At 60.7% G+C, this 21,952-nt stretch carries 20 protein-coding genes and 1 pseudogene; 10 read left to right on the top strand and 11 right to left on the bottom strand.

Annotation, left to right across the window (positions count from 1 at the left end; translation table 11 throughout):
• Positions 1–20 precede the first annotated feature (20 nt).
• Both HU730_RS14590 and preA read left to right on the top strand, forming a co-directional pair.
• Positions 21–1,388 carry an NAD(P)-dependent oxidoreductase gene (locus tag HU730_RS14590; RefSeq protein WP_186527233.1) on the top strand — a complete coding sequence of 456 codons (1,368 nt, stop codon included), beginning with the start codon at positions 21–23 and terminating at the stop codon, positions 1,386–1,388.
• A complete protein-coding gene (gene preA / locus HU730_RS14585) occupies positions 1,388–2,662 on the top strand; it encodes an NAD-dependent dihydropyrimidine dehydrogenase subunit PreA (protein WP_034127958.1) in 1,275 nt (424 codons plus the stop codon). Before HU730_RS14590 ends, preA begins: the two co-directional genes overlap by 1 nt.
• Positions 2,663–2,786: 124 nt before the next feature.
• On the opposite strand, the gene HU730_RS14580 is transcribed toward preA, so the two are convergent.
• Positions 2,787–3,407: a TetR/AcrR family transcriptional regulator gene (locus HU730_RS14580; protein WP_014719000.1), complete on the bottom strand. Its 621-nt coding sequence runs from the start codon at positions 3,405–3,407 to the stop codon at positions 2,787–2,789.
• A 116-nt stretch (positions 3,408–3,523) separates the two neighbouring features.
• Between HU730_RS14580 and copC the strand changes: the two genes are divergently transcribed.
• Both copC and copD read left to right on the top strand, forming a co-directional pair.
• Positions 3,524–3,889, top strand: a complete 366-nt coding sequence (gene copC, locus HU730_RS14575; RefSeq protein ID WP_034127959.1) for a copper homeostasis periplasmic binding protein CopC — start codon at positions 3,524–3,526, stop codon at positions 3,887–3,889.
• 3 nt (positions 3,890–3,892) lie between these two features.
• Positions 3,893–4,750 (top strand): copper homeostasis membrane protein CopD, encoded by an 858-nt coding sequence (gene copD / locus HU730_RS14570; protein WP_186527234.1) that lies wholly within the window; start codon positions 3,893–3,895, stop codon positions 4,748–4,750.
• Between the two features lie 143 nt (positions 4,751–4,893).
• Here the strand turns inward: copD and HU730_RS14565 are convergent, their stop codons facing one another.
• On the bottom strand, positions 4,894–5,532 hold the full coding sequence (locus tag HU730_RS14565) for a peroxiredoxin (protein ID WP_127880375.1): 639 nt from the start codon (positions 5,530–5,532) through the stop codon (positions 4,894–4,896).
• A 274-nt stretch (positions 5,533–5,806) separates the two neighbouring features.
• Entirely contained in the window at positions 5,807–7,150 is a 1,344-nt protein-coding gene (locus tag HU730_RS14560) for an OprD family porin (RefSeq protein WP_034128998.1), read from the bottom strand.
• A 370-nt stretch (positions 7,151–7,520) separates the two neighbouring features.
• Between HU730_RS14560 and tauA the strand changes: the two genes are divergently transcribed.
• Positions 7,521–8,507 (top strand): taurine ABC transporter substrate-binding protein, encoded by a 987-nt coding sequence (tauA, locus tag HU730_RS14555; protein ID WP_186527235.1) that lies wholly within the window; start codon positions 7,521–7,523, stop codon positions 8,505–8,507.
• A 113-nt stretch (positions 8,508–8,620) separates the two neighbouring features.
• Here the strand turns inward: tauA and argA are convergent, their stop codons facing one another.
• Together argA and argE are read right to left on the bottom strand one after the other, a co-directional pair.
• Positions 8,621–9,919, bottom strand: a complete 1,299-nt coding sequence (gene argA / locus HU730_RS14550; RefSeq protein ID WP_003195273.1) for an amino-acid N-acetyltransferase — start codon at positions 9,917–9,919, stop codon at positions 8,621–8,623.
• 133 nt (positions 9,920–10,052) lie between these two features.
• On the bottom strand, positions 10,053–11,201 hold the full coding sequence (gene argE / locus HU730_RS14545) for an acetylornithine deacetylase (RefSeq protein WP_034129000.1): 1,149 nt from the start codon (positions 11,199–11,201) through the stop codon (positions 10,053–10,055).
• A 158-nt stretch (positions 11,202–11,359) separates the two neighbouring features.
• Here argE and HU730_RS14540 point away from each other — a divergent pair, with 158 nt between their 5' ends.
• A complete protein-coding gene (locus HU730_RS14540) occupies positions 11,360–12,727 on the top strand; it encodes a CYTH domain-containing protein (RefSeq protein ID WP_020301821.1) in 1,368 nt (455 codons plus the stop codon).
• Between the two features lie 11 nt (positions 12,728–12,738).
• Here HU730_RS14540 and HU730_RS26725 read toward each other — a convergent pair.
• A pseudogene (locus HU730_RS26725) lies at positions 12,739–12,849 on the bottom strand (outer membrane lipoprotein carrier protein LolA); the annotation flags it as partial.
• A 5-nt stretch (positions 12,850–12,854) separates the two neighbouring features.
• Complete coding sequence (locus HU730_RS14535; RefSeq protein WP_054896032.1) at positions 12,855–13,325, bottom strand: Lrp/AsnC family transcriptional regulator; 471 nt, start codon at positions 13,323–13,325, stop codon at positions 12,855–12,857.
• A 127-nt stretch (positions 13,326–13,452) separates the two neighbouring features.
• On the opposite strand from HU730_RS14535, the gene HU730_RS14530 reads away from it, so the two are divergent.
• The 4 genes from HU730_RS14530 to HU730_RS14515 all read left to right on the top strand — a co-directional run bounded on the left by HU730_RS14530 (position 13,453) and on the right by HU730_RS14515 (position 17,268).
• Positions 13,453–13,791: a hypothetical protein gene (locus HU730_RS14530; RefSeq protein WP_186527236.1), complete on the top strand. Its 339-nt coding sequence runs from the start codon at positions 13,453–13,455 to the stop codon at positions 13,789–13,791.
• Positions 13,792–13,870: 79 nt separating this feature from the next.
• A complete protein-coding gene (locus HU730_RS14525) occupies positions 13,871–15,568 on the top strand; it encodes a GspE/PulE family protein (protein ID WP_186527237.1) in 1,698 nt (565 codons plus the stop codon).
• A gap of 78 nt (positions 15,569–15,646) precedes the next feature.
• Positions 15,647–15,961, top strand: coding sequence for a DUF2388 domain-containing protein (locus HU730_RS14520; protein ID WP_003176799.1), 315 nt, complete (start codon positions 15,647–15,649; stop codon positions 15,959–15,961).
• Positions 15,962–16,125: 164 nt separating this feature from the next.
• Positions 16,126–17,268 (top strand): DegT/DnrJ/EryC1/StrS aminotransferase family protein, encoded by a 1,143-nt coding sequence (locus HU730_RS14515; protein WP_034129003.1) that lies wholly within the window; start codon positions 16,126–16,128, stop codon positions 17,266–17,268.
• Between the two features lie 144 nt (positions 17,269–17,412).
• Here HU730_RS14515 and gcvH read toward each other — a convergent pair whose 3' ends face one another.
• The 4 genes from gcvH to HU730_RS14495 form a co-directional block, all read right to left on the bottom strand.
• Complete coding sequence (gene gcvH, locus HU730_RS14510; RefSeq protein ID WP_003195293.1) at positions 17,413–17,796, bottom strand: glycine cleavage system protein GcvH; 384 nt, start codon at positions 17,794–17,796, stop codon at positions 17,413–17,415.
• 52 nt (positions 17,797–17,848) lie between these two features.
• Complete coding sequence (gene gcvT, locus HU730_RS14505; RefSeq protein WP_003195295.1) at positions 17,849–18,931, bottom strand: glycine cleavage system aminomethyltransferase GcvT; 1,083 nt, start codon at positions 18,929–18,931, stop codon at positions 17,849–17,851.
• Between the two features lie 156 nt (positions 18,932–19,087).
• A complete protein-coding gene (locus HU730_RS14500) occupies positions 19,088–20,704 on the bottom strand; it encodes an iron ABC transporter permease (protein ID WP_020301817.1) in 1,617 nt (538 codons plus the stop codon).
• A gap of 150 nt (positions 20,705–20,854) precedes the next feature.
• Positions 20,855–21,859 (bottom strand): extracellular solute-binding protein, encoded by a 1,005-nt coding sequence (locus HU730_RS14495; RefSeq protein ID WP_057975325.1) that lies wholly within the window; start codon positions 21,857–21,859, stop codon positions 20,855–20,857.
• Positions 21,860–21,952: the final 93 nt, after the last annotated feature.

Here is a 21,952-nt window from a genome sequence, read left to right as displayed (position 1 = left end):
ATAACCGTGAGGCCAACACCGTGATCCAGACCCTGACCCATCTCCCCCACCCCCGCGAAGACGGGGCCACCCTCGCCAGCCAGTTCACCGACCTGGCACCGCCCCTCAACGCCCGCCAGGCCCAACTGGAAGCCTCGCGCTGCCTGTACTGCTACGACGCGCCTTGTGTGAATGCGTGCCCCAGCGAGATCGACATCCCTTCGTTCATTCGCAATATCCACACCGAGAACGTGCAAGGGGCCGCGCAGAAAATCCTCTCGGCCAACATCCTCGGTGGCAGTTGCGCACGGGTGTGCCCGACGGAAATCCTCTGCCAGCAAGCCTGCGTACGCAATAACGCCGAAGAATGCGCCCCCGTGCTGATCGGCCTGTTGCAACGCTATGCCATCGACAACGCGCACTTCAGCGAACACCCGTTCCAACGCGCCGCGCCCACTGGCAAGCGCATCGCCGTGGTCGGTGCCGGGCCTGCCGGTTTGGCCTGCGCTCACCGCGCCGCCTTGCACGGTCATGACGTGGTGATTTTCGAAGCACGGGAAAAAGCCGGCGGACTGAATGAATACGGAATCGCCAAATACAAACTGGTGGACGACTTCGCCCAGAAGGAACTGGATTTCCTCCTGCAGATTGGCGGCATCGAGGTTCGCCACGGCCAGCGCCTGGGCGACAACCTGACCTTGAGCGAACTGCACCAGCAATTCGATTCGGTGTTCCTCGGCCTGGGTCTCGCTGCCAGCAAACAGCTGGGCCTGCCCTTTGAGGATGCCCCCGGCCTGCTCGCCGCCACCGACTATATCCGCGAACTGCGCCAGGCCGATGACCTCAGCCAACTGCCCCTGGCCGACCGCTGCATCGTGCTCGGCGCCGGCAACACCGCCATCGACATGGCCGTGCAGATGGCCCGCCTCGGTGCCCGCGATGTCAACCTGGTATACCGCCGTGGCCTGGTCGACATGGGCGCAACCCACCACGAACAGGACATCGCCAAGGCCAATCAAGTACGGCTGTTGACCTGGGCCCAACCCGACGAGGTCCTGCTCGATGACCAAGGCCGCGTACGCGGCATGCGCTTTGCCCGCACCCGCCTGGAAAACGGTCGCCTGCTGCCTACCGGGGAAACCTTCGAACTGGCCGCCGACGCGATCTTCAAGGCGATCGGGCAAGGCTTCGACAACGACGCCCTGCACGATCCGCTGGCCCAGCAACTGCATCGCGTCGGCGAGCGCATCTTCGTCGATGAGCAACTGCGCACCAGCATCCCAGGGGTGTATGCCGGCGGCGATTGCGTCAGCCTCGGCCAGGACCTCACCGTTCAGGCGGTACAACATGGCAAGCGGGCCGCCGAAGCCATGCATGCCCAACTCATGCTGACTGTGGAGGCTGCGTAATGGCCGATCTCTCGATTGTATTCGCCGGTATCAAAGCGCCCAATCCGTTCTGGCTGGCCTCCGCGCCGCCCACCGACAAAGCCTACAACGTGGTGCGCGCCTTCGAGGCCGGCTGGGGTGGCGTCGTGTGGAAAACCCTGGGGGAAGACCCGGCGGCGGTGAACGTGTCGTCGCGTTACTCCGCGCATTATGGCGCCAACCGCGAAGTGCTGGGCATCAACAATATCGAACTGATCACCGACCGTTCCCTGGAGATCAACCTGCGGGAAATCACCCAGGTGAAAAAGGACTGGCCGGACCGCGCACTGATCGTCTCGCTCATGGTGCCTTGTGTCGAAGCGTCCTGGAAAAACATCCTGCCCTTGGTGGAGGCGACCGGCTGCGACGGCATCGAGCTGAACTTCGGCTGCCCTCATGGCATGCCCGAACGGGGCATGGGCGCTGCCGTCGGCCAGGTGCCGGAGTACGTGGAGCAAGTGACGCGCTGGTGCAAGACGTATTGTTCGCTGCCGGTGATCGTCAAGCTCACGCCGAACATCACCGACATCCGCGTGGCGGCGCGGGCGGCCTATCGCGGCGGCGCCGATGCGGTGTCGCTGATCAACACCATCAACTCCATCACCAGCGTGGACCTGGAGCGCATGGTCGCCCTGCCAGTGGTCGGTACCCAGAGCACCCATGGCGGTTACTGCGGCTCGGCGGTCAAGCCGATTGCGTTGAACATGGTCGCCGAAATCGCCCGTGACCCACAGACCAACGGCCTGCCGATCTGCGGCATCGGCGGTATCGGCACCTGGCGCGACGCCGCGGAATTCGTCGCCCTGGGCTGCGGCGCGGTGCAGGTGTGCACGGCGGCGATGCTGCATGGGTTTCGCATCGTTGAAGAAATGAAGGATGGCTTGTCGCGCTGGATGGACAGCCAAGGCCATGCCAACCTGCAGGCGTTTTCCGGGCGGGCGGTGGGCAACACCACGGATTGGAAGTACCTGGACATCAACTATCAGGTCATCGCCAAGATAGACCAAGAGGCGTGCATTGGCTGTGGTCGTTGCCATATTGCCTGCGAGGACACCTCGCACCAGGCCATTGCCAGCTTGAAGCAGGCCGATGGCACGCATCTGTATGAGGTGATCGACGATGAGTGCGTGGGCTGCAACCTGTGCCAGATTACCTGCCCGGTGGCCGACTGCATCGAGATGGTGCCGATCGATACCGGCAAGCCGTTTTTGAACTGGACGCAGGACCCGCGCAATCCTTACCGGGAGGCGGTGTAACCCTAGCCCCTCGTTCCCACGCTCCGCGTGGGAACGCATCCTGTGACGCTCCGCGTCACGCTGGCAAGAGCGGACGCGAAGCGTCCAGGGTGGCATTCACACGCGGAGCGTGGGAACCATCAGCTCAAGGCTCCAACCCAATCCCGCGCAAAATCACACCGGTCACGGTCTGAATGGCCTTCTCGAACTGCCTGTCCGACAACGGCTGGTGATCATTCAGAATCTTCACCTGGTGGTCGAAGTCGGCGTAGTGCTGGGTCGAGGCCCAGATCATGTACAGCAAGCTCGAGGGCTCCACCGGCAGGATGCGTTTGTCTTGCACCCATTGGCGAATCTTCGCTTCCTTCATCTTGGCCCAGTCGTACAGGCTTTCATCCAGGGCCTCGCCGAGTGTGGGCGCGCCGTGGATGATTTCATTGGCCCAGACCTTGGAGCCATACGGGCGCGTGCGCGAGCGCTGCATCTTGGCGCGGATGTAGCTGCTGAGCACCACCCGAGGGTCGTCGAAGGTTTCAAAGCTCAGGGCGTCCTGCTTCCACAACTCCAGCAGGTCGAACAGCACCGCGCTGTACAGCTCGCTTTTGGTGGTGAAGTAGTAATGCAGGTTGGAGCGCGGCAGTTGCGCTTCTTCGGCGATGTCGGCCATGGCGGTGCTGCCATAGCCTTTGTTGGCGAAGACCTTCTCCGCCGCCAGCAGGATTTTCTCGACGTTGACCCGACGAATTCCAATCTTGTGATTGCCCATAAGGGCTCCCTGACAACAACACGGCCTAAAGACTACCACCGGCTCTAGATCGGGGCGACAGGCCAAGCCGAAACTTCGTACACTGCCGGCTCCTATCCTCTGATCGGTATTGAACAATGTTGCTCAAGAAGTCCCTGACCGCTGCTGTCCTGTTCACTGCCCTGCTGGGCGCCTCTACGGCGTTTGCCCACGCCCACCTCAAGAGCGCGGAGCCTGCGGCTGACAGCAAAGTCGCCGCACCCAAAGACCTGCGCCTGACCTTCAGCGAAGGCGTCGAAGCCACCTTCACCAAGGTCTCCCTGAGCAAGGACGGCACCGAAATCGCCATCAAGGGCCTGGAAACTCCGGACGCCGACAAGAAGACACTGGTGGTCACGCCTGCCGCTGCGCTGGCAAACGGCACCTATAAAGTCGAATGGCATGCAGTGTCCGTCGACACTCACAAAAGCGAAGGCACTTACAGCTTCAAGGTCGGCCAATAACCCATGGCAACCCTGCTGGTGCTGTGCCGCTTCCTGCACTTTTGCGTCGTGTTGCTAATGTTCGGGGCCTGGGTATTCAGGCCCTGGCTGCTCGGCGCTCATGTGCAGCCGACACTGGACCGGCAATTGCTGCGCATCACCCGTGGCCTGGCCGGCTTGGGGCTGTTCACCGGGGTTGTGTGGTTGCTGTTGATCACCGCCAGCATGGCCGGCAGTTGGGAGTCGGCGCTGCAACCGGCCACGGTGCAGTTGGTGCTGGGCAAGACCTTTTTTGGCCAGGTATGGGCCTGGCATCTGCTGCTGAACCTGCTGCTGGTGATCGTGCTGATCAAGCCCTGGCCGGCCTTGCGCTTGCCGCTGCTCGCCCTGTTGCTGGCGACCCTGGCCCCCGTAGGCCATGGCGCCATGCTCGATGGGGTGAGTGGGCGGTTGCTGATCCTTAACCAGGTAGTGCACCTGCTGTGCGTTGGGGCCTGGCTCGGTGGGTTGCTGGTGTTGGTGCTGATCCTCCGGCAGGCGCAAGACCACCACCTGGAGCCGATTCTGCGTCGCTTCAGTGGTGTGGGATATGGCCTGGTCGGCGGCCTGCTGGTAACCGGTCTGATCAACGTGCGCGTGCTCACCGGGCAACTGTGGCCCACGCCGCTGTTCGAGGGCTTCGCCTTGATCCTGCTGATCAAGGTGGGGCTGGTGCTGGGCATGCTGGGGTTGGCGCTGTTGAACCGGTTGCGTATCAAGCGCTGCGAACAACGCCTGGGCAGTTTGAGAGCCAGTGTGATGATGGAGTGGCTGTTGGGCGTTGCAGCAGTGGCTGCGGTTTCCCTGCTTGGCACCCTGCCGCCGATGGTCATGGCTGGCTGAAACCTGCGTTGCAATGCAATCCATGTAGGAGCGAGCTTGCTCGCGAAAAACTCACAGGCGCCGCGTTCATTCAGGAAGCACGCGTTATCGTTGACGTTTTTCGCGAGCAAGCTCGCTCCTACAGAGGCATGGTCCGTGATGCCTTAACGATTGGGTTGTGGGGTAAGACGCAGGTACGGCTTCACCGCGCGATAGCCCTTGGGAAAGCGTTTCTCGATCTCTTCCTCGTCCTTGAGTGACGGCACGATGACCACCTCATCCCCATCCTGCCAGTTGGCCGGTGTTGCCACCTTGTGGTTGTCGGTCAGCTGCAGCGAGTCGATCACCCGCAGGATTTCATGGAAATTACGCCCGGTGCTCGCCGGGTAGGTGATGGTCAGGCGGATCTTCTTGTTCGGGTCGATCACAAACAAGGAGCGCACGGTGAGGGTATCGCTGGCATTCGGGTGGATCAGGTCGTAGAGGTCCGAGACCTTGCGGTCGGCGTCGGCCAGGATCGGGAAGTTGACCACGGTGTTCTGGGTCTCGTTGATGTCTTCGATCCACTTGTGGTGCGAGTCCACCGGATCTACCGACAGGGCGATGGCCTTGACGCCACGCTTGGCGAATTCATCCTTGAGCTTGGCGGTAAAACCCAGCTCGGTGGTGCACACCGGCGTGAAGTCCGCAGGGTGGGAAAACAGCACACCCCAGCTGTCGCCCAGCCATTCGTGGAAGCGAATCTTGCCGGCGCTGGAATCCTGTTCAAAGTCGGGGGCGATATCGCCCAGTCTTAGGCTCATGGTGTGGCTCCTGATGAGTGCTTATGGAGCCCACTGTGCATGGATTTTTTGTGATTTAAAAAGAATAAATATCGATTTATCTAGACGATAAAAGAATATTAAAAATCAGTTCATTGGACTTGGGAACGGCCTGAGGCCAACATCGCCTTCAAGGTTCGAGAAGGCCTTGAGACGCTGCAAAAAAGAGGGATTCAGGAAGGGCTTGCGGGGGTTGAGCCCGACTTGAATAGCAAGACACCTTGCCCGGCATTGCGCCGGGCAAGGTTTTACAGTCTTACAACAGCGGGATCGAGTAGCTGACGATCAAGCGGTTTTCGTCCTGGTTACGCGCGTTGGCGATGTCGCTGCGCCACATAGCGTTTTTCCACGCCACGCCGACGTTCTTCAGCGGACCTTCCGGTACGACGTAGGCAACAGTGATGTCACGCTCCCACTCGGACTGGCCGGTGAACTCGGTACGGTTGCTGGCGACGGTGTCGATATGATCACCTTTCAGGTAAACCACACCGGCGGTCAGGCCAGGCACGCCGACTTTGGCGAAGTCGTAGGAGTAGCGAGCTTGCCAGGTACGCTCGCCGGCACGGGCGAACTTCTGGATTTGCATGTCGGTGGTGATGTAAGCCGACGAGCCGTCACCCTGGTTCAGCCAAGGGAAGTCGCTGCTGCCGTTGCTGACCTGGTAACCGCCACCGAAGGTGTGGCCGGCCACCGAGTACAGGAACAGGCCGCTGTACAGGTTGTTGTCGACTTTGCCACGGCCGGAGTTCACGCCGCTGTAGTTGCCCGTCGAGAAGTAAGCGGACTGGTTGCCGTTGTTACCATCGTCGGAGCTGTTGAAGTAACGCAGGTCAGACTTCAGCACGCCAGGGCCGATAGCCCAGTTGTGGGTCAGGCCCAGGAAGTGTTGCTTGTAGAAATCTTCCAGGTTGCCGTAGTAGTACTGGGCGGTCAGATCCTTGGTGATCTTGTAGTCGCCACCGGCGTAGTAGAACTTGTTGCTCGAACGCCAGTTCACGCCACGGCTGTTGGCGCCGGAGATGGACAGGCTTTCGTTGTTGCTGGAGTTACGGCCCTTGGCCTTTTCGATCTGGCCAGCAACCAGGGTCAGGTCCTTGATGTCGCTGGAGGTGATCTGGCCACCCTGGAAGGTTTGCGGCAGCATACGACCATCGTTGGTGACGATGACCGGCAGCTTGGGCTGCAAGGTACCCAACTTCAGTTCGGTTTGAGAGATCTTGGCCTTGGCAGTCAGGCCCAGGCTGGAGTAGTTATCAACGGCTTCGCCATTGGACTTGCTCGGGAAGATAGTGCCGCCGTAGGAGCTGGCAGTCGCGCCGTTGGTGCCACCGCCGGAATCCAGGCGAACACCCAGCAGGCCGATAGCGTCCAGACCGAAGCCGACGGTGCCTTGGGTGTAACCGGAGATGAAACGCAGATCGAAGCCTTGGCCCCACTCTTCGTTGCGGCTCGGGTTGGCCGTGCCTTCGCGGTTATCGGTGTTGATGTAGAAGTTACGCAGGCCCAGTGTGGCCTTGCTGTCTTCGATGAAACCGGCAGCGCCTGCTTGCTGGGCGATTGCGCCCAACGTTACAGCCACAGCCAAGGTGGACTTCTTCATGTACCGCTCCTCTCATTTCTAATTTTTGTATTTCTTTGGTCTCGGGTCTGACGCCCTCGATCCACAGATGCGCGATTAGCGCCAGATAGTGACCACCAAGTCAATCGTAACCTTGTGTGTCTACTACCTTCGTCTAATCGCAGTTGATTTGGTCCCTGCAGGGTAATGAGTTTTTCATACACCCAAAAAGAATTATTTCATTCTTTTTCATACGATCCAGGAATAAGACTTTCCGTGAAGCTGGCCGGTCAGGATAGACGCGCCGCTCCATAAGCTAATTCCTAAAGGGTATTTACTGGTGCTTTTTTAGATCGATTAGTGTTGCCGTACGGTTGCATACGTCACTCACGATCAAAAAGGCGACGCCATCATGGCCAAACGCACATCCTCCCGTCAATTTGTTACAGTTTTTGTATCGCTATTACTTTCTTTTGGTGTCAACGCCGCCGACCTGACGGTGGGCTACCAGACCGGCATCGATCCCAGCAAGGTTCCCCAGGCCGACGGCCTGTACGAAAAAGCCATCGGCGAAAAAATCGCCTGGCGCCGCTTCAACAGCGGGCCAGAGGTAGTCACAGCCATCGCTTCGGGTGATGTACAAATTGGCAACCTAGGCTCCAGCCCGCTCGCGGCGGCGGCGTCGCGCAACCTGCCAATTGTGGCGTTTATCGTATCGGCACAGATCAACGCTTCTGAAGCCCTGGTGGTGCGCAACGGCAGTGGCATCGATAAACCCCAGGACCTGATCGGCAAAACCATCGCCACTCCGTTCGTCTCGACCTCCCATTACAGTCTGCTCGGCGCGCTGAAACACTGGGGGCTGGACACCAAACAAGTCAAAGTAGTAAACCTGCAGCCGGCCGAAATCGCCGCCGCCTGGAAGCGTGGCGATATTGATGGGGCTTTTGTGTGGTCCCCGGCCTTGGGCGAAATCCGCAAGAGCGGCAAGACCCTCACAGACGCGGCGCAGGTGGGCCAATGGGGTGCACCCACATTTGAGGTGTGGGTGGCGCGCAAGGATTTTGCGCAAAAACATCCTGACGTAGTGGCCAAGTTCGCCAAAGTTACCCTGGATGCCTTTGCCGACTATGCCACCCATAAGGACAGCTGGACGGTGGATTCTGAGCCAGTGCAGAAAATCGCCAAATTGACAGGTTCAAATGCGGATGACATTCCGGAACTCTTGGCCGGTACGACGTTTCCGGATGCGCAGGCACAGCAAACCGCTGCGCTGCTCAAGGGCGGCACGGCGAAGGCGATTGAGGAGACGGCGAAGTTCTTGAAGGAACAGGGGAAGGTGGAGACGGTGCTCCCGGATTATTCGGCGTATGTGACCGACAAATTCATCACACAATAAATACAGTCTTCGGTGGGAGCTGGCTTGCCTGCGATACCAGCAACTCGGTCCTTCAGATAAACCGAGGCGCCACTATCGCAGGCAAGCCAGCTCCCACACAGAGCCGTACTCTTTTACAGGGCCTTTTCAAAGATCTTGGAGTTGCGCTGATAGTTGTACAGCGACGCGCGCGCCGACGGCAGGCGGTCCACGCTGCTGGGTACAAAGCCGCGTTCGCGGAACCAATGGGCCGTGCGCGTGGTGAGTACAAAGAGGGTTTTCAAGCCCTGGGCGCGTGCCCGGGTCTGGATGCGTTCGAGCAACACATCGCCTCGCGCGCCGTGGCGGTACTCCGGGTTCACTGCCAGGCACGCCAACTCCCCCGCATCCGAATCCGCGATCTGATACAGCGCCGCGCAGGCGATGATCATACCTTCGCGCTCGACCACGCTGAACTGCTCGATCTCACGCTCCAGCACTTCCCGCGAACGGCGCACCAGAATGCCCTGCTCTTCCAGCGGGCTGATCAGGTCCAGCAAGCCGCCGACGTCTTCAATCGCCGCTTCGCGCACCAGTTCGAATTGTTCCTGGGCCACCAGCGTACCGCCACCATCGCGGGTGAACAGTTCGGTAAGCAAAGCGCCATCTTCGGCGTAGCTGACGATATGGCTGCGCCCTACTCCACCCCGGCAGGCTTCGGCAGCGGCATCGAGCAGTTCGGCTTGATAGTTGCTGCCCAGGCGCTGCAGGTGCGCGGGTACTTGTTGTGGGCGCAATTCACGCACCAGGCGGCCGTTCTCATCGATCAGACCGGGATCGGCGCCGAACAGCAGCAATTTGTCGGCGCCCAGGTCGATGGCGGCGCGGGTGGCGACGTCTTCGCAGGCCAGGTTGAAGATCTCGCCGGTGGGCGAATACCCCAGGGGCGAGAGCAGCACGATAGAGCGCTCATCCAACAGGCGGTTGATGCCCTTGCGGTCGACCCGGCGCACTTCGCCGGTGTGGTGGTAGTCCACGCCTTCAAGCACGCCGATTGGCCGTGCGGTGACCAGGTTGCCGCTGGCCACACGCAGGCGCGAGCCCTGCATCGGCGATGACGCCATGTCCATGGACAAGCGCGCCTCGATGGCAATGCGCAAATGACCCACCGCGTCGATCACACACTCCAGCGTCGCAGCATCGGTGATGCGCAAGCCTTCGTGGTAAGCCGGGGTAAGGCCGCGTGCTTCAAGGCGGGTTTCGATTTGCGGGCGCGAGCCATGCACCAGCACCAGGCGCACACCCAGGCTGTGAAGCAGCACCAGGTCGTGGACGATATTGCCGAAGTTGGGGTGGTCCACACCATCGCCGGGCAGCATGACCACAAAGGTGCAGTCGCGGTGGGCGTTGATGTAGGGCGAAGCGTGACGAAGCCAGTTGACGTATTCGGGCATAACACCTGGGCCTGTAATAAAAAGCAGCCAAATAAAGGATCAATCGTGAAAGCGCACAGCGGCTGATGGTTATCGTCGGAACAGGCTTGGCGACACGCTCACTCTCCTTATGTACGAATGGGCAGGGGTTAATTTATGCAGGTTTCAGGCAGTAGTGTTCGATCAGTTCCCGCAATAGACGCACTGTAGGCGTCAAGCGTGACATTTCAAGGTACTCGCCAGGCTGGTGGGCGCAGGCAATGTCGCCAGGGCCGAGCACCAGGGTTTCGCAACCAAGGCGCTGAAGATAAGGCGCTTCGGTGCCGAACGCTACTGCTTCGGCACGATGGCCGGTCAAACGCTCCGCCACCCGCACCAACTCGGCGTCTTCGGGCTGCTCAAAGGGTGGCACTTCGGGGAACAACGGCGCGTAGTCGATCTTGACCTTATGCCGCTCGGCCAGGGGTTCGAGCTTCTGGCGGATCGCGGCGCGCAGCACCTCGGGGTCCATGCCCGGCAGGGGTCGCAGGTCGAACTCCAGGGAGCACTGGCCGCAGATGCGGTTGGGGTTGTCGCCGCCGTGAATGCAGCCGAAGTTCATCGTCGGCTGCGGCACGCTGAATTGCGCGTTGCGGTACTCGCGCTGCCAGGCCAAGCGCAGGCCGCGCAGTTCGCCGATGGCGTCATGCATGGCTTCCAGGGCGCTGTGGCCCAGGCTGGGGTCCGACGAGTGGCCACTGCGCCCGAGGATCTCGATGCGTTCCATCATCACGCCCTTGTGCAGGCGGATCGGCTTGAGCCCGGTCGGCTCGCCGATCACCGCTGCACGACCTAATGGGCGCCCCGCCTCGGCCAGCGCACGGGCACCGGACATAGAGCTTTCCTCGTCACAGGTGGCAAGGATCAACAGCGGTTGCTTGAAGGGTTGGTCCAGCAGCGGCAACACCGCGTCGATAACCAGTGCGAAGAACCCCTTCATGTCACAACTGCCCAGCCCTACCCAGCGGCCGTCGACTTCCGTCAGCTTGAGCGGGTCGGTGTTCCACAGCGCCGCGTCATACGGCACGGTATCGCTATGTCCCGCCAACACCAAGCCACCGGGGCCGCTGCCGAAACTGGCCAACAGGTTGAACTTGCCGGGGCTGACTTGTTGGATATCGATGGCAAAGCCCAGGTCGCCCAGCCAAGCGGCGAGCAGGTCAATCACCGGGCGGTTGCTCTGGTCGAGAGACGGCTGGGTGCAGCTCACCGACGGCGCGGCGATCAAGGCGGCGAACTGCTCTTTCATGGACGGTAACGGCATGCGCGGTCTCCCAACTTCCCGGATGAACCTCACTATAGAGGCATCTGCGCAACACAATAAACCGTTGCGGCACGTTGCCGGGCTCAGTCCTGTACACTGCACGACCTTGGCAGCCACACTTTTCCCCGGCTGCGCTCCCGATCCTGGATTTTCCGGCCATGCAGAAAGAAACCGAAATCAAGCTACGCGTCAGCCGCGAAACACTCGCCGCGCTGCGTGAGCACCCGTTACTGAAAAAACGCAACAAAAGTGGCTGGGAACGCCGTGAGTTGATGAACCAGTACTTCGACACCCCCGAGCGTGACCTGGCCCAGGCCAAGGTTGCCCTGCGCCTGCGCAAGGACGGTGACGACATCATCCAGACCCTCAAGACCCGCGGCCAAAGCGTCGCCGGCTTGTCGGAACGCAACGAATACAACTGGGACCTGCCCAAAGCCAAGCTCGATGTGAAGAAACTCGATGGCGAGTGCTGGCCCGAGCAACTGGCCGAGCTGGACAAAAAGACTCTCAAGCCGATCTTCACCACCGACTTCGTGCGTGAACGCGCCGAGATCGCCTGGGGCCGTGGCAAGGCCAAGGTGGTGATCGAAGCCGCCCTGGACCTGGGCCATGTGGTGGTCGGCAAGCAGAAAGAAGAAATCTGCGAGCTGGAACTGGAACTGCGCGAAGGCGAACCGGCGGCCCTGCTGGAACTGGCCGCCGAGCTGGCCGCAACCCTGGCCCTGATGCCGTGCGACATCAGCAAGGCCGAACGCGGCTATCGCCTGTATGACGCCAGTAGCTATTCCCTGAGCCTGCCGGCGCCACAGATCCACGCCGAAATGCCATTGGACGACGCCTTCGCCGCGATCCTGTGGCACCTGCTGGGCAGCAGCCAGCGCCTGGCTGAGCAATACCGCTTCAATGGCCACTGGCGCCTGTTGCAGGACTGGGTCGAGAACCTCGGCGAGTTGCGCGCCCTGATCGGCAGCCTCGGCCAGGCCGCGCCACGCCAATCCACCAGCGAACTGCGCAGCGCCCTGGATGCGTTGCTGGAAGACTGGCGCCCGCTGGTCCAGGCCGGTGACGACGATGAAGACATTCGCAAAGCCGCGCCGGAACAGTTCATCGAAGAGCTGCAAGACGTGCGCTGGGGCCTGTTCTCACTCAACCTCTCGCGCTGGCTGCTGGCTCGCACCTGGACGGCCGAACGTAACGTGCGTGGCAACCGTCAGGGCGCTGCACAAATTACCAACTGGCTGCCACGCCTGTTGGCCGACGACGCCGTCGCCCTGCAACTGCAGCGCTACCAGCAACAGCCGGAAGACCTGGCCGAGCAACTGCCGCGCATCGAACGCATCCAGGCCTGGCTGCACCATGCGCGCCATGTGGTGGACATTCCTGAGCTGGACCGTTTGTACGGCGAGCTGAACAAGCTGGCGCACCTGGCCAACCAGCCGATTACCGATGAGTCGCTGGATGCGCGTATGCACCAGGCGATTGCGGTTTATCAGAATCGTGCCTGGAAGACCCTTCTGCGCCTGTAAGTCACTCTACCTGTAGGAGCGAGCTTGCTCGCGAAAAACCCGAGAGCGATGTGGGGAGCCAGGCTTCCCGCGTTATCGTTAACGATCTTCGCGAGCAAGCTCGCTCCTACAGTCAATGGCATGCCTGTCAGCGCAATACTGGCAGGCTGGTGGTGGACTTGATCTCCGACAGCGCCACAATCGAGTTGACCTCCTGAATCCCCGGCACCATCGACAACTTCTCGAAGAAAAACCGCTCGTACGCCTCGATATCCGAGGTGACGATACGCAGCAGAAAGTCCACCGCCCCCATCAGCACATAGCACTCCAACACTTCCGGAAACCCGCGAATCGCCTCGGTGAACTCGGTGAAATTGGAGCGACCGTGGGCGTTGAGTTTGACCTCGGCGAAAATCTGCGTGTTGAGCCCGATTTTCTTGCGGTCCAGCAGGGTGACCTGGCCGCGGATCACGCCCTCCTCCTTGAGCCGCTGAATACGCCGCCAGCATGGCGACTGCGACAGGCCGACCTGTTCGGCAATCTGTGCACTGGAGAGCGAGGCATCCTCTTGCAGCAAGGCCAGGATGCGGCGGTCGTAGGCGTCCAACTCATTGTGCATAAAAGTACCCATGAATAGGCTTATCTTGAATTGTTTTGGTCTATTTATCGCCAAATAGGCTTATTTTAGATAAGAAATCTCCCCAGGCGAATGTAAAAATTTCTCCAGTCGAAACTGGAGAGTCAGCATGCATGCCGTCGAAACCGCCTACCCCGCCACCCGCGTCGATGCGTGGGCCGTCAATAGTAGCCACTGCCAGGCGCACTATCGCATCGTCGCCGAGGCTGAACCGGACGTGCTGTGCCGGGTGCTGAACTACTTCGCGCTGCAATTGCTCACGCCCACCCGGGTCAGCATGAACCGGGAAGCCGACCTGCTGAGCATCGATATCGTGATGACCGGCCTGAGCTGGCACCGCGCCCAAGTGATCGGTGAAAAGATTCGAAACCTGATCAGCGTCTGCACCCTGGAGCTGTGGTCGGCTGATTCCGAGCGGCCTCAAGCGTTGGCGGCGATGGCGCAGTAAAAACCGGCAATACAAGCGCCAGCAGGATCTTCAGCGGCTGGCTAGCCTGGGATTACCCCCACGCCCCAGGAAAACCTGCATGCCCGTCGCCACTCAAGATCACCCCTTGGAACTGCAGCAATTATTGCCGGAGTTGGTCGAGCAAGGGCTGATCACGGCGCAGGCGGCGCAAAAGGTAGCGCCAGCGTCCGGCAGCCAGCATCCCTTGGAATGCATCGCAGCCCAGGGCCCTTGCCTGGAGACCTTGACCCAATGGCTGGCCCGGCAGGTAGGCCAACCTTACCTGCGCATCGACCCGTTGAAGATTGATGTGGCAGCCGTGGTGCCGTTGATGTCCCACGCCTTTGCCCAGCGCCACGGCATTCTCGCAGTCGCCGTCGATACTCACAGCGTGACGATCGCCAGTGCCCAACCCCATGTCACCACCTGGGAAGCCGGGCTGTCCCAGGTGCTCAGACGCACGATCAAGCGCGTGGTTGCCAACCCCAGCGATATCCAGCGCGGTATCAACGAGTTTTACCGTTTAGCCAAGTCCGTCAGCGGTGCGGATGAAAAGATGACGACGCTTGGCAATCTCGACTTGCTCAGCCTCGGCGCCAGCGACAAGGAGCCGGATGCCAACGACGCGCATATCGTCAACATCGTCGACTGGCTGCTGCAGTACGCCTTTGGCCAACGAGCCAGCGATATCCATATCGAGCCCTGCCGCGACCAGGGTCGGGTGCGCTTTCGCATTGATGGGCTGCTGCATGACGTCTATCAATTTCCCCCGCAGGTCACCATGGCCGTGGTCAGCCGCCTGAAAAGCCTGGGGCGAATGAACGTGGCCGAAAAACGCAAACCCCAGGATGGCCGCGTCAAGACCCGGAACCCTGCGGGTGTCGAAGTGGAATTGCGGCTTTCGACCCTGCCCACGGCATTCGGCGAAAAACTGGTGATGCGAATTTTCGACCCACAGGTGCTGCTCAAGGATTTCGACCAGTTGGGTTTGTCCAGCGCCGACCAGCAACGCTGGCACGCCATGACGCGACGCACCCACGGCATCATCCTCGTCACCGGCCCCACCGGCTCAGGCAAGACCAGCACCCTCTACACCACCCTCAGGCAACTGGCGACCCGCGAGGTCAACCTGTGCACGGTGGAAGACCCGATTGAAATGGTCGAGCCGGCCTTCAACCAGATGCAGGTCCAGCACAACATCGACCTCACGTTCGCCAGCGGCATCCGCGCCCTGCTGCGCCAGGACCCGGACATCATCATGATCGGCGAAATCCGCGACCAGGAAACCGCAGAGATGGCTATCCAGGCCGCGCTGACCGGGCACCTGGTTTTCTCGACCTTGCACACCAACGATGCACCCAGCGCCATCAGCCGCCTGCAGGAACTGGGCGTTGCTCACTATTTGATCAAAGCCACGCTCATAGGTGTGATGGCGCAGCGCCTGGTGCGGCTTCTGTGCAGCCACTGCAAGCACCCCGCGGGCCTGGAGGACGATGGCGGCTACGAAGCTGTCGGCTGTGCACACTGCCGTGACAGCGGTTATCGAGGCCGGGCCGGACTGTATGAAATCATGCTCATGGACCCGGCACTCCAGGCGCTGGTCACTCCAGGCGCGGACGTACAAGCCCTGCGCCGTGGGGCACTGGCGCAGGGCATGAGCAGCCTGCGCATGGCCGGTGTCGAGAAAGTGAAGGCCGGCCTGACCACGATGACGGAGGTATTGCGAGTCACGCCAGGAGATTCAGAAACAAATTCTTCGGGTTTGATCGAGTACTGAAACTGTTTAGTCAGTGATGGAACTGGATCGGGTTAACTACAATCAAAACGTACAGATAACCCACCGGAGTCACCCATCATGCGTCTCAAATATGCTGTCGCAACCCTCGCTGTGCTTTCCCTACCTGTCGGCTCAGCCATGGCCGATAGCTTCTGGCGTAATGTCATCTCGTCGGGCGCCACCACTGGCTCGACTTACCTGACCTTCAAGGACCACAAGCTGGTGGTCGCCGCCCAGGACGACGCGGGCAGCTTCGTCGCCAGCGACGGCGGCATTCGCGGCCCGTATCTGGAAGCGGCCATGCAGAAGGTCCGCGCCGATAACCCTGGCCTCCAAGCCACGGACATGGAACTGGCTAACGCCATCCTGGCGAAGAATGCTGTAACCGAGTAACAACTGCCCTCATAAAAAATGCCGCTTTCTCAAGCGGCATTTTTTTGCCTGCTGCATGACGAATCGTTCATGGATGACAGGCTATATTCAGTCTCAGCGTGCAACCATGCCCTACTGACTCGTCTATCTTTCATTGCCTACCTGAAACGGATGCCTTCTTCGTCATGAGCCAACAGCCCTTCCTGCCGTTTTCCAAACCGACCATTGATGAAGCCACCATTTCGGCGGTCGGCGATGTTCTGCGTTCCGGCTGGATCACCAGCGGACCAAAGGTGCAGGCATTCGAAGCACAGCTGTCGGACTATTTTGGCGGCCGTCCGGTACGCACCTTCAACTCGGGCACCTGCACCATGGAGATCGCCTTGCGCATCGCCGGGATCGGGCCTGGGGATGAAGTCATCACCACCCCAATTTCCTGGGTTGCCACGGCTAACGTGATTCTCGAAGTCGGTGCCACTCCGGTCTTTGCCGACATCGACCCGGTGACGCGCAATATCGACCTGGCCCAGGTAGAAGCGGCCATTACTCCGCGCACCAAGGCGATCATCCCGGTCTACCTGGCCGGCTTGCCTGTGGATATGCCGATGCTCTACGCGCTGGCCAACAAGTACAACCTGCGTATTGTCGAAGATGCTGCCCAGGCCCTGGGGTCCAGCTGGGATGGAGAACGCATCGGCGCAACCGGCGACTTCGTGTCCTTCAGCTTCCAGGCGAACAAGAACATCACGTCGTCCGAAGGCGGCTGCCTGGTGTTGAACAATGCCGAGGAGGCCCGTCTGGCAGAGAAGTACCGACTGCAAGGCGTCACCCGCAGCGGCTTCGATGGCCTGGATGTGGATGTGCTGGGTGGCAAGTTCAACATGACCGACATTGCCGCCGCCATAGGCCTGGGGCAATTTGCGCACATCGAGAAGATCACCGCCCATCGTCAGAACCTGGCACGGCACTACTTCAAATGCTTTGGCAGCGATTTCGAAGCCCAATACGGCGCGCAACTGCCGCCGGCCGACTTCGAAAACAGCAACTGGCACCTGTTCCAACTGGTATTGCCGGAGCGCCAGGATGGCCTGCCAGCCCGCGCCACGTTCATGGAACAGATGCAGGCCCACGGCGTGGGTATCGGCTATCACTACCCGCCGATCCACCTGCTGAGCCTGTATCGGGCACAGGGTTTCAAGGAAGGCATGTTCCCGGTGGCGGAGCGTGTTGGGCGTTTGATCGTGTCGTTGCCGATGTTCACGGCGATGACAGAGGCGGATGTGGAGCGGGCTGTAGCGGCGGTTAAAGCCGTATTGAAAAGAGACTGATCACAACCAGCAGACACACCCCAATCAACTGTGGGAGCTGGCTTGCCTGCGATGCTGGCACCTCGGTGTATCGGTGATACCCTGGTGATCCAATCGCAGGCAAGCCAGCTCCCACATTGATTTGTTTCGTTGTAACTATGGCGTTTATTCGCCGATGGCGGCTTTGTAGCCCGCGGCATCCAGCAGCTTGTCCAGCTCGGCCTTGTCGCTTGGCTTGAGCTTGAAGATCCACGCGCCGTACGGGTCAGAGTTCAGCAGCTCAGGGCTGCCACTCAGCTCTTCGTTGACAGCAATCACTTCGCCGGCAACCGGCGAGTAGATATCCGAGGCTGCTTTCACCGACTCAACCACACCCGCCTGGCCTTGCGCTTCAAAATTGGCACCCACTTCCGCCAACTCAACAAACACCACATCACCCAAAGCTTCCTGTGCATGGTCGGAGATCCCGACGGTCACGGTGCCGTCAGCTTCCAGACGGGCCCATTCGTGACTTTCGGCAAAACGCAGGTCGGCAGGGATATTGCTCATAGTCTGTGTCCTCAAGATGAAATGTCAGCGGCCTTTGGCCTGCCGGAATTGGTTAGATCAGGGTTTTGCCATGACGCACGAAGGTCGGCTTGACCACTCGAACCGGATACCACTTGCCGCGGATTTCCACTTCGGCCCGGTCGGCAGTCGCCGTCGGCACACGCGCCAGCGCAATGGATTTGCTTAGCGTAGGCGAGAAACTACCACTGGTGATCTCTCCTTCGCCAACATTGGCGATACGAACCACCTGATGAGCACGCAGCACGCCACGCTCTTCGAGGACGAGCCCCACCAGTTTGAACTGCACGCCGGCTGCTTTTTCTGCTTCCAGCGCAGCGCGGCCAATGAAGTTACGCTCGACAGGTTCCCAGGCGATGCTCCAGGCCATGTTGGCCGCCAGGGGCGAGACGGCCTGGTGAATATCCTGGCCATACAGGTTCATGCCGGCCTCCAGGCGCAAGGTATCGCGCGCACCGAGGCCGATGGGGGAAATGCCAGCGCCCACCAGGTCGTTGAAAAAGCCCGGTGCCTGATCGGCCGGCAGCACGATTTCGAGGCCGTCTTCGCCGGTATAGCCGGTGCGGGCGATATACCAGTCGCCGTCGGCCCGGCCTTCGAACGGTTTGAGCTGATGGATCAGGATGCCACGGGACTGGGTCACCAGTTCGGCGATTTTCTGCCGGGCGTGGGGGCCTTGGATGGCGAGCATGGCCAACTCGGAGCGCTCATGCAGTTGCACTGAGTAGCTGCCCAGTTGCGCCTGCATCCAGGCCATGTCCTGATCGCGCGTGGCGGCGTTGACCACCAGGCGGTAACCGGTTTCGGTGCGGTAGACGATCATGTCGTCCACTACCCCGCCCTGCTCGTTGAGCATGGCGCTGTATAACGCACGGCCACAGCCGTGCAGTCGGTCGACATCATTGGCCAGCAGGTACTGGAGCCATTCCTTGGCCTGGGGGCCGGTGACATCGATTACGGTCATATGAGATACATCGAAGACCCCGCAGTCGCGCCGCACCTGGTGGTGTTCTTCAACTTGCGAGCCGTAATGCAAAGGCATATCCCAACCGCCAAAATCGACCATTTTCGCGCCGAGGGCGAGATGCAGGTCATACAGAGGCGTACGCTGTCCCATGGGTTTCTCCTTCCGGGCTTGGCGAAGGCGCGCAGAGCTGCCACTTGCGCCGAACACCTTGTACTACAAGGCCCGCAGCCACATACAGCAGGTCGATCCGAAAGACGGAGCGCACCGAATGCCGCGCATTGTAGCCTCAAGCCGTAGGACTGGCACCTAACCGATTTGCCGAGCCGAGCGACGAATCAGCCCGATGACCGGCAACAAGCCAACCAGCACAAGGGTCAGCGCCGGCAAAGACGCCCGCGCCCATTCGCCTTCACTGGTCATTTCAAAGATGCGGACCGCCAGGGTGTCCCAACCAAACGGGCGCATCAGCAAGGTGGCGGGCATTTCCTTGAGCACATCCACAAACACCAGCAGCGCTGCGCTCAACGTGCCCGGCAGCAATAACGGCAGATACACTTTGCAAAACAGTCGTGGGCCGCTCACGCCAAGGCTGCGTGCCGCTTCGGGCAGTGACGGACGGATTCGCGCCAGGCTGTTTTCCAGCGGCCCGTAGGCCACCGCCAGGAACCGCACCAGGTACGCCAGCACCAGTGCCGACAGGCTGCCCAGCAGCAAAGGCTTGCCCGCCCCGCCCAGCCATCCGGAGAGCGGCACCACCAACTCGCGGTCCAGGTAACTGAACGCCAGCATGATCGACACCGCCAGCACCGAGCCTGGCAAGGCATAGCCGACATTGGCCAGGCTGATACCGGAGCGAATCGCCCGGGTGGGCGCCAGACGGTTGGCAAAGGCCAGTATCAGCGCCACGCTGACCGTGATCAGCGCTGCGATACCGCCCAGGTAAAGGGTATGCACGATCAGCCCGGTGTAACGTTCATCCAGGTCGAAGCGGCCACGCTGCCAGAACCATGCCACCAGTTGCAGCATCGGAATCACGAACGCACAGGCGAAGACCAGGCTGCACCACGCGCTGGCCGCCACGGCTTTGAACCCGCGCAGGTGGTACAACGCCTTGCCCCGTGGGCGCTCATTGCTCGGTCGGCTGGCCCCGCGCGCACGTCGCTCGCCATACAGCACCAGCATCACTACCAGCAGCAGCAGGCTGGCCAGTTGCGCGGCACTGGACAGGCTGAAAAAGCCGTACCAGGTTTTATAGATTGCGGTGGTAAAGGTGTCGAAATTGAACACCGAGACCGCACCAAAATCCGCGAGCGTCTCCATCAGCGCCAAGGCCACACCGGCACCAATCGCTGGCCGCGCCATTGGCAATGCCACGCGCCAGAACGCTTGCCATGGCGATTGCCCCAGCACCCGCGCCGCTTCCATCAAGCCTTTGCCCTGGGCCAGGAACGCGCTGCGCGCCAGCAGGTAGACATAGGGGTAGAACACCAGCACCAACACAATGACCACGCCGCTGGTAGAGCGTACCCGCGGCAAACGCAGCCCGGTGCCGAACCACTCGCGCAGCAGGGTTTGCACCGGACCGGCGAAATCCAGCAGGCCCACGAACACAAAGGCCAGCACATAGGCAGGGATTGCAAAGGGCAACATCAGTGCCCAATCGAGCCAGCGCCGCCCGGGGAACTCGCACAGGCTGGTCAGCCAGGCCAGGCTGACGCCGAGCAGCGTCACGCCCAGGCCGACACCGAGCACCAGGGTCAAGGTGTTGCCCAGCAAGCGGGGCATCTGAGTGTCCCAGAGGTGCGACCAGATCTGCGGGTCGATGCTTTGCCAGGACAGCAGCAGCACGCTCAGCGGCAACAGCACCAGGGCGGCGACGCTGAAAACCGGTAGGTACCAGCGACGTTGGGCGGGGTGGGCCAAGGAAAAGCTCTCAGAAAAATAAAGATGTTGAAGCGGCCACTAACCAATGTGGGAGCTGGCTTGCCTGCGATACAAGCACCTCGGTGTATCAGTGATACCGAAGTGATGCAATCGCGGGCAAGCCAGCTCCCACAGTTAAGCGGCGCAGCTTCAGTTCCAGCCAGCGCGATCCATCAGGCGAATCGCTTCGGCCTGGCGCTTGCCTGCCACTTCCACCGGCAAGGTATCGGCCACGAACTTGCCCCAGGTCGCCACTTCCGCCGATGGCGGTACCGCCGGGTTGGCCGGGAATTCCTGGTTGACGTCGGCGAAGATCTTCTGCGCCTCAGGCGTGGTCATCCACTCCACCAGCGCCTTGGCCGCTTCCGGGTGCGGTGCGTGCTGGGTCAGGCCGATGCCGGAGAGATTCACATGCACGCCGCGGTCGCCCTGGTTCGGCCAGAACAACTTCACCGCCAGCTCTGGCTTCTGCTTGTGCAGGCGACCGTAGTAATAGGTATTGACGATACCCACGTCGCATTGCCCGGCGTTGATGGCCTCCAGCACGGCGATGTCATCGGAGAACACGTCGGTGGAGAGGTTATTCACCCAACCCTTGATGATTTCTTCGGTCTTGGCCGCACCATGGGTTTCGATCAACGTGGCGGTCAGCGACTGGTTGTAGACTTTTTTCGCCGTGCGCAGGCACAGGCGGCCTTCCCACTGCTTGTCGGCCAGGGCTTCGTAGGTGGTCAGGTCGCCCGGTTTTACCCGGTCGGTGGAATAGGCGATCGTTCGCGCACGCAGGCTCAAACCGGTCCAGGCGTGGGCCGAGGAGCGATATTGCAGAGGAATGTTCTTGTCGATGACAGGAGAGGTGAACGGTTGCAGGATGCCCATCTGCTCGGCCTGCCAGAGGTTACCGGCGTCAACGGTGAGCAACAGGTCGGCGGTGGCGTTCTCGCCCTCGGCCTTGATGCGCTGCATCAACGGGGCTTCCTTGTCGGTAATGAACTTGACCTGTACGCCGGTCTTTTTGGTATAGGCGTCGAAGACGGGCTTGATCAGTTCGTCGATACGCGAGGAGTAGACCACGACTTCGTCGGCCGCCTGCACGGTGGTGCTGCCGATCAGGGTGAGTGCCAGGGCAGTCAGGAGGCGCTTGGGTGCCAACATGGGTGCGGTCTCTCATTTGCAAATGGAGGGCAAATGATAAGGACTCACATTTAGTAACGCTTGGTGGAGGCGTTACCAGATGTTGCACAGCCA

It is taken from the genome of Pseudomonas sp. SWRI22, assembly GCF_014268395.2.
In the GTDB taxonomy this organism is placed as follows: domain Bacteria; phylum Pseudomonadota; class Gammaproteobacteria; order Pseudomonadales; family Pseudomonadaceae; genus Aquipseudomonas; species Aquipseudomonas paracarnis.
Note: the sequence above shows the minus strand (reverse complement) of the source record. Positions and strands in the feature narration are given on the sequence as shown.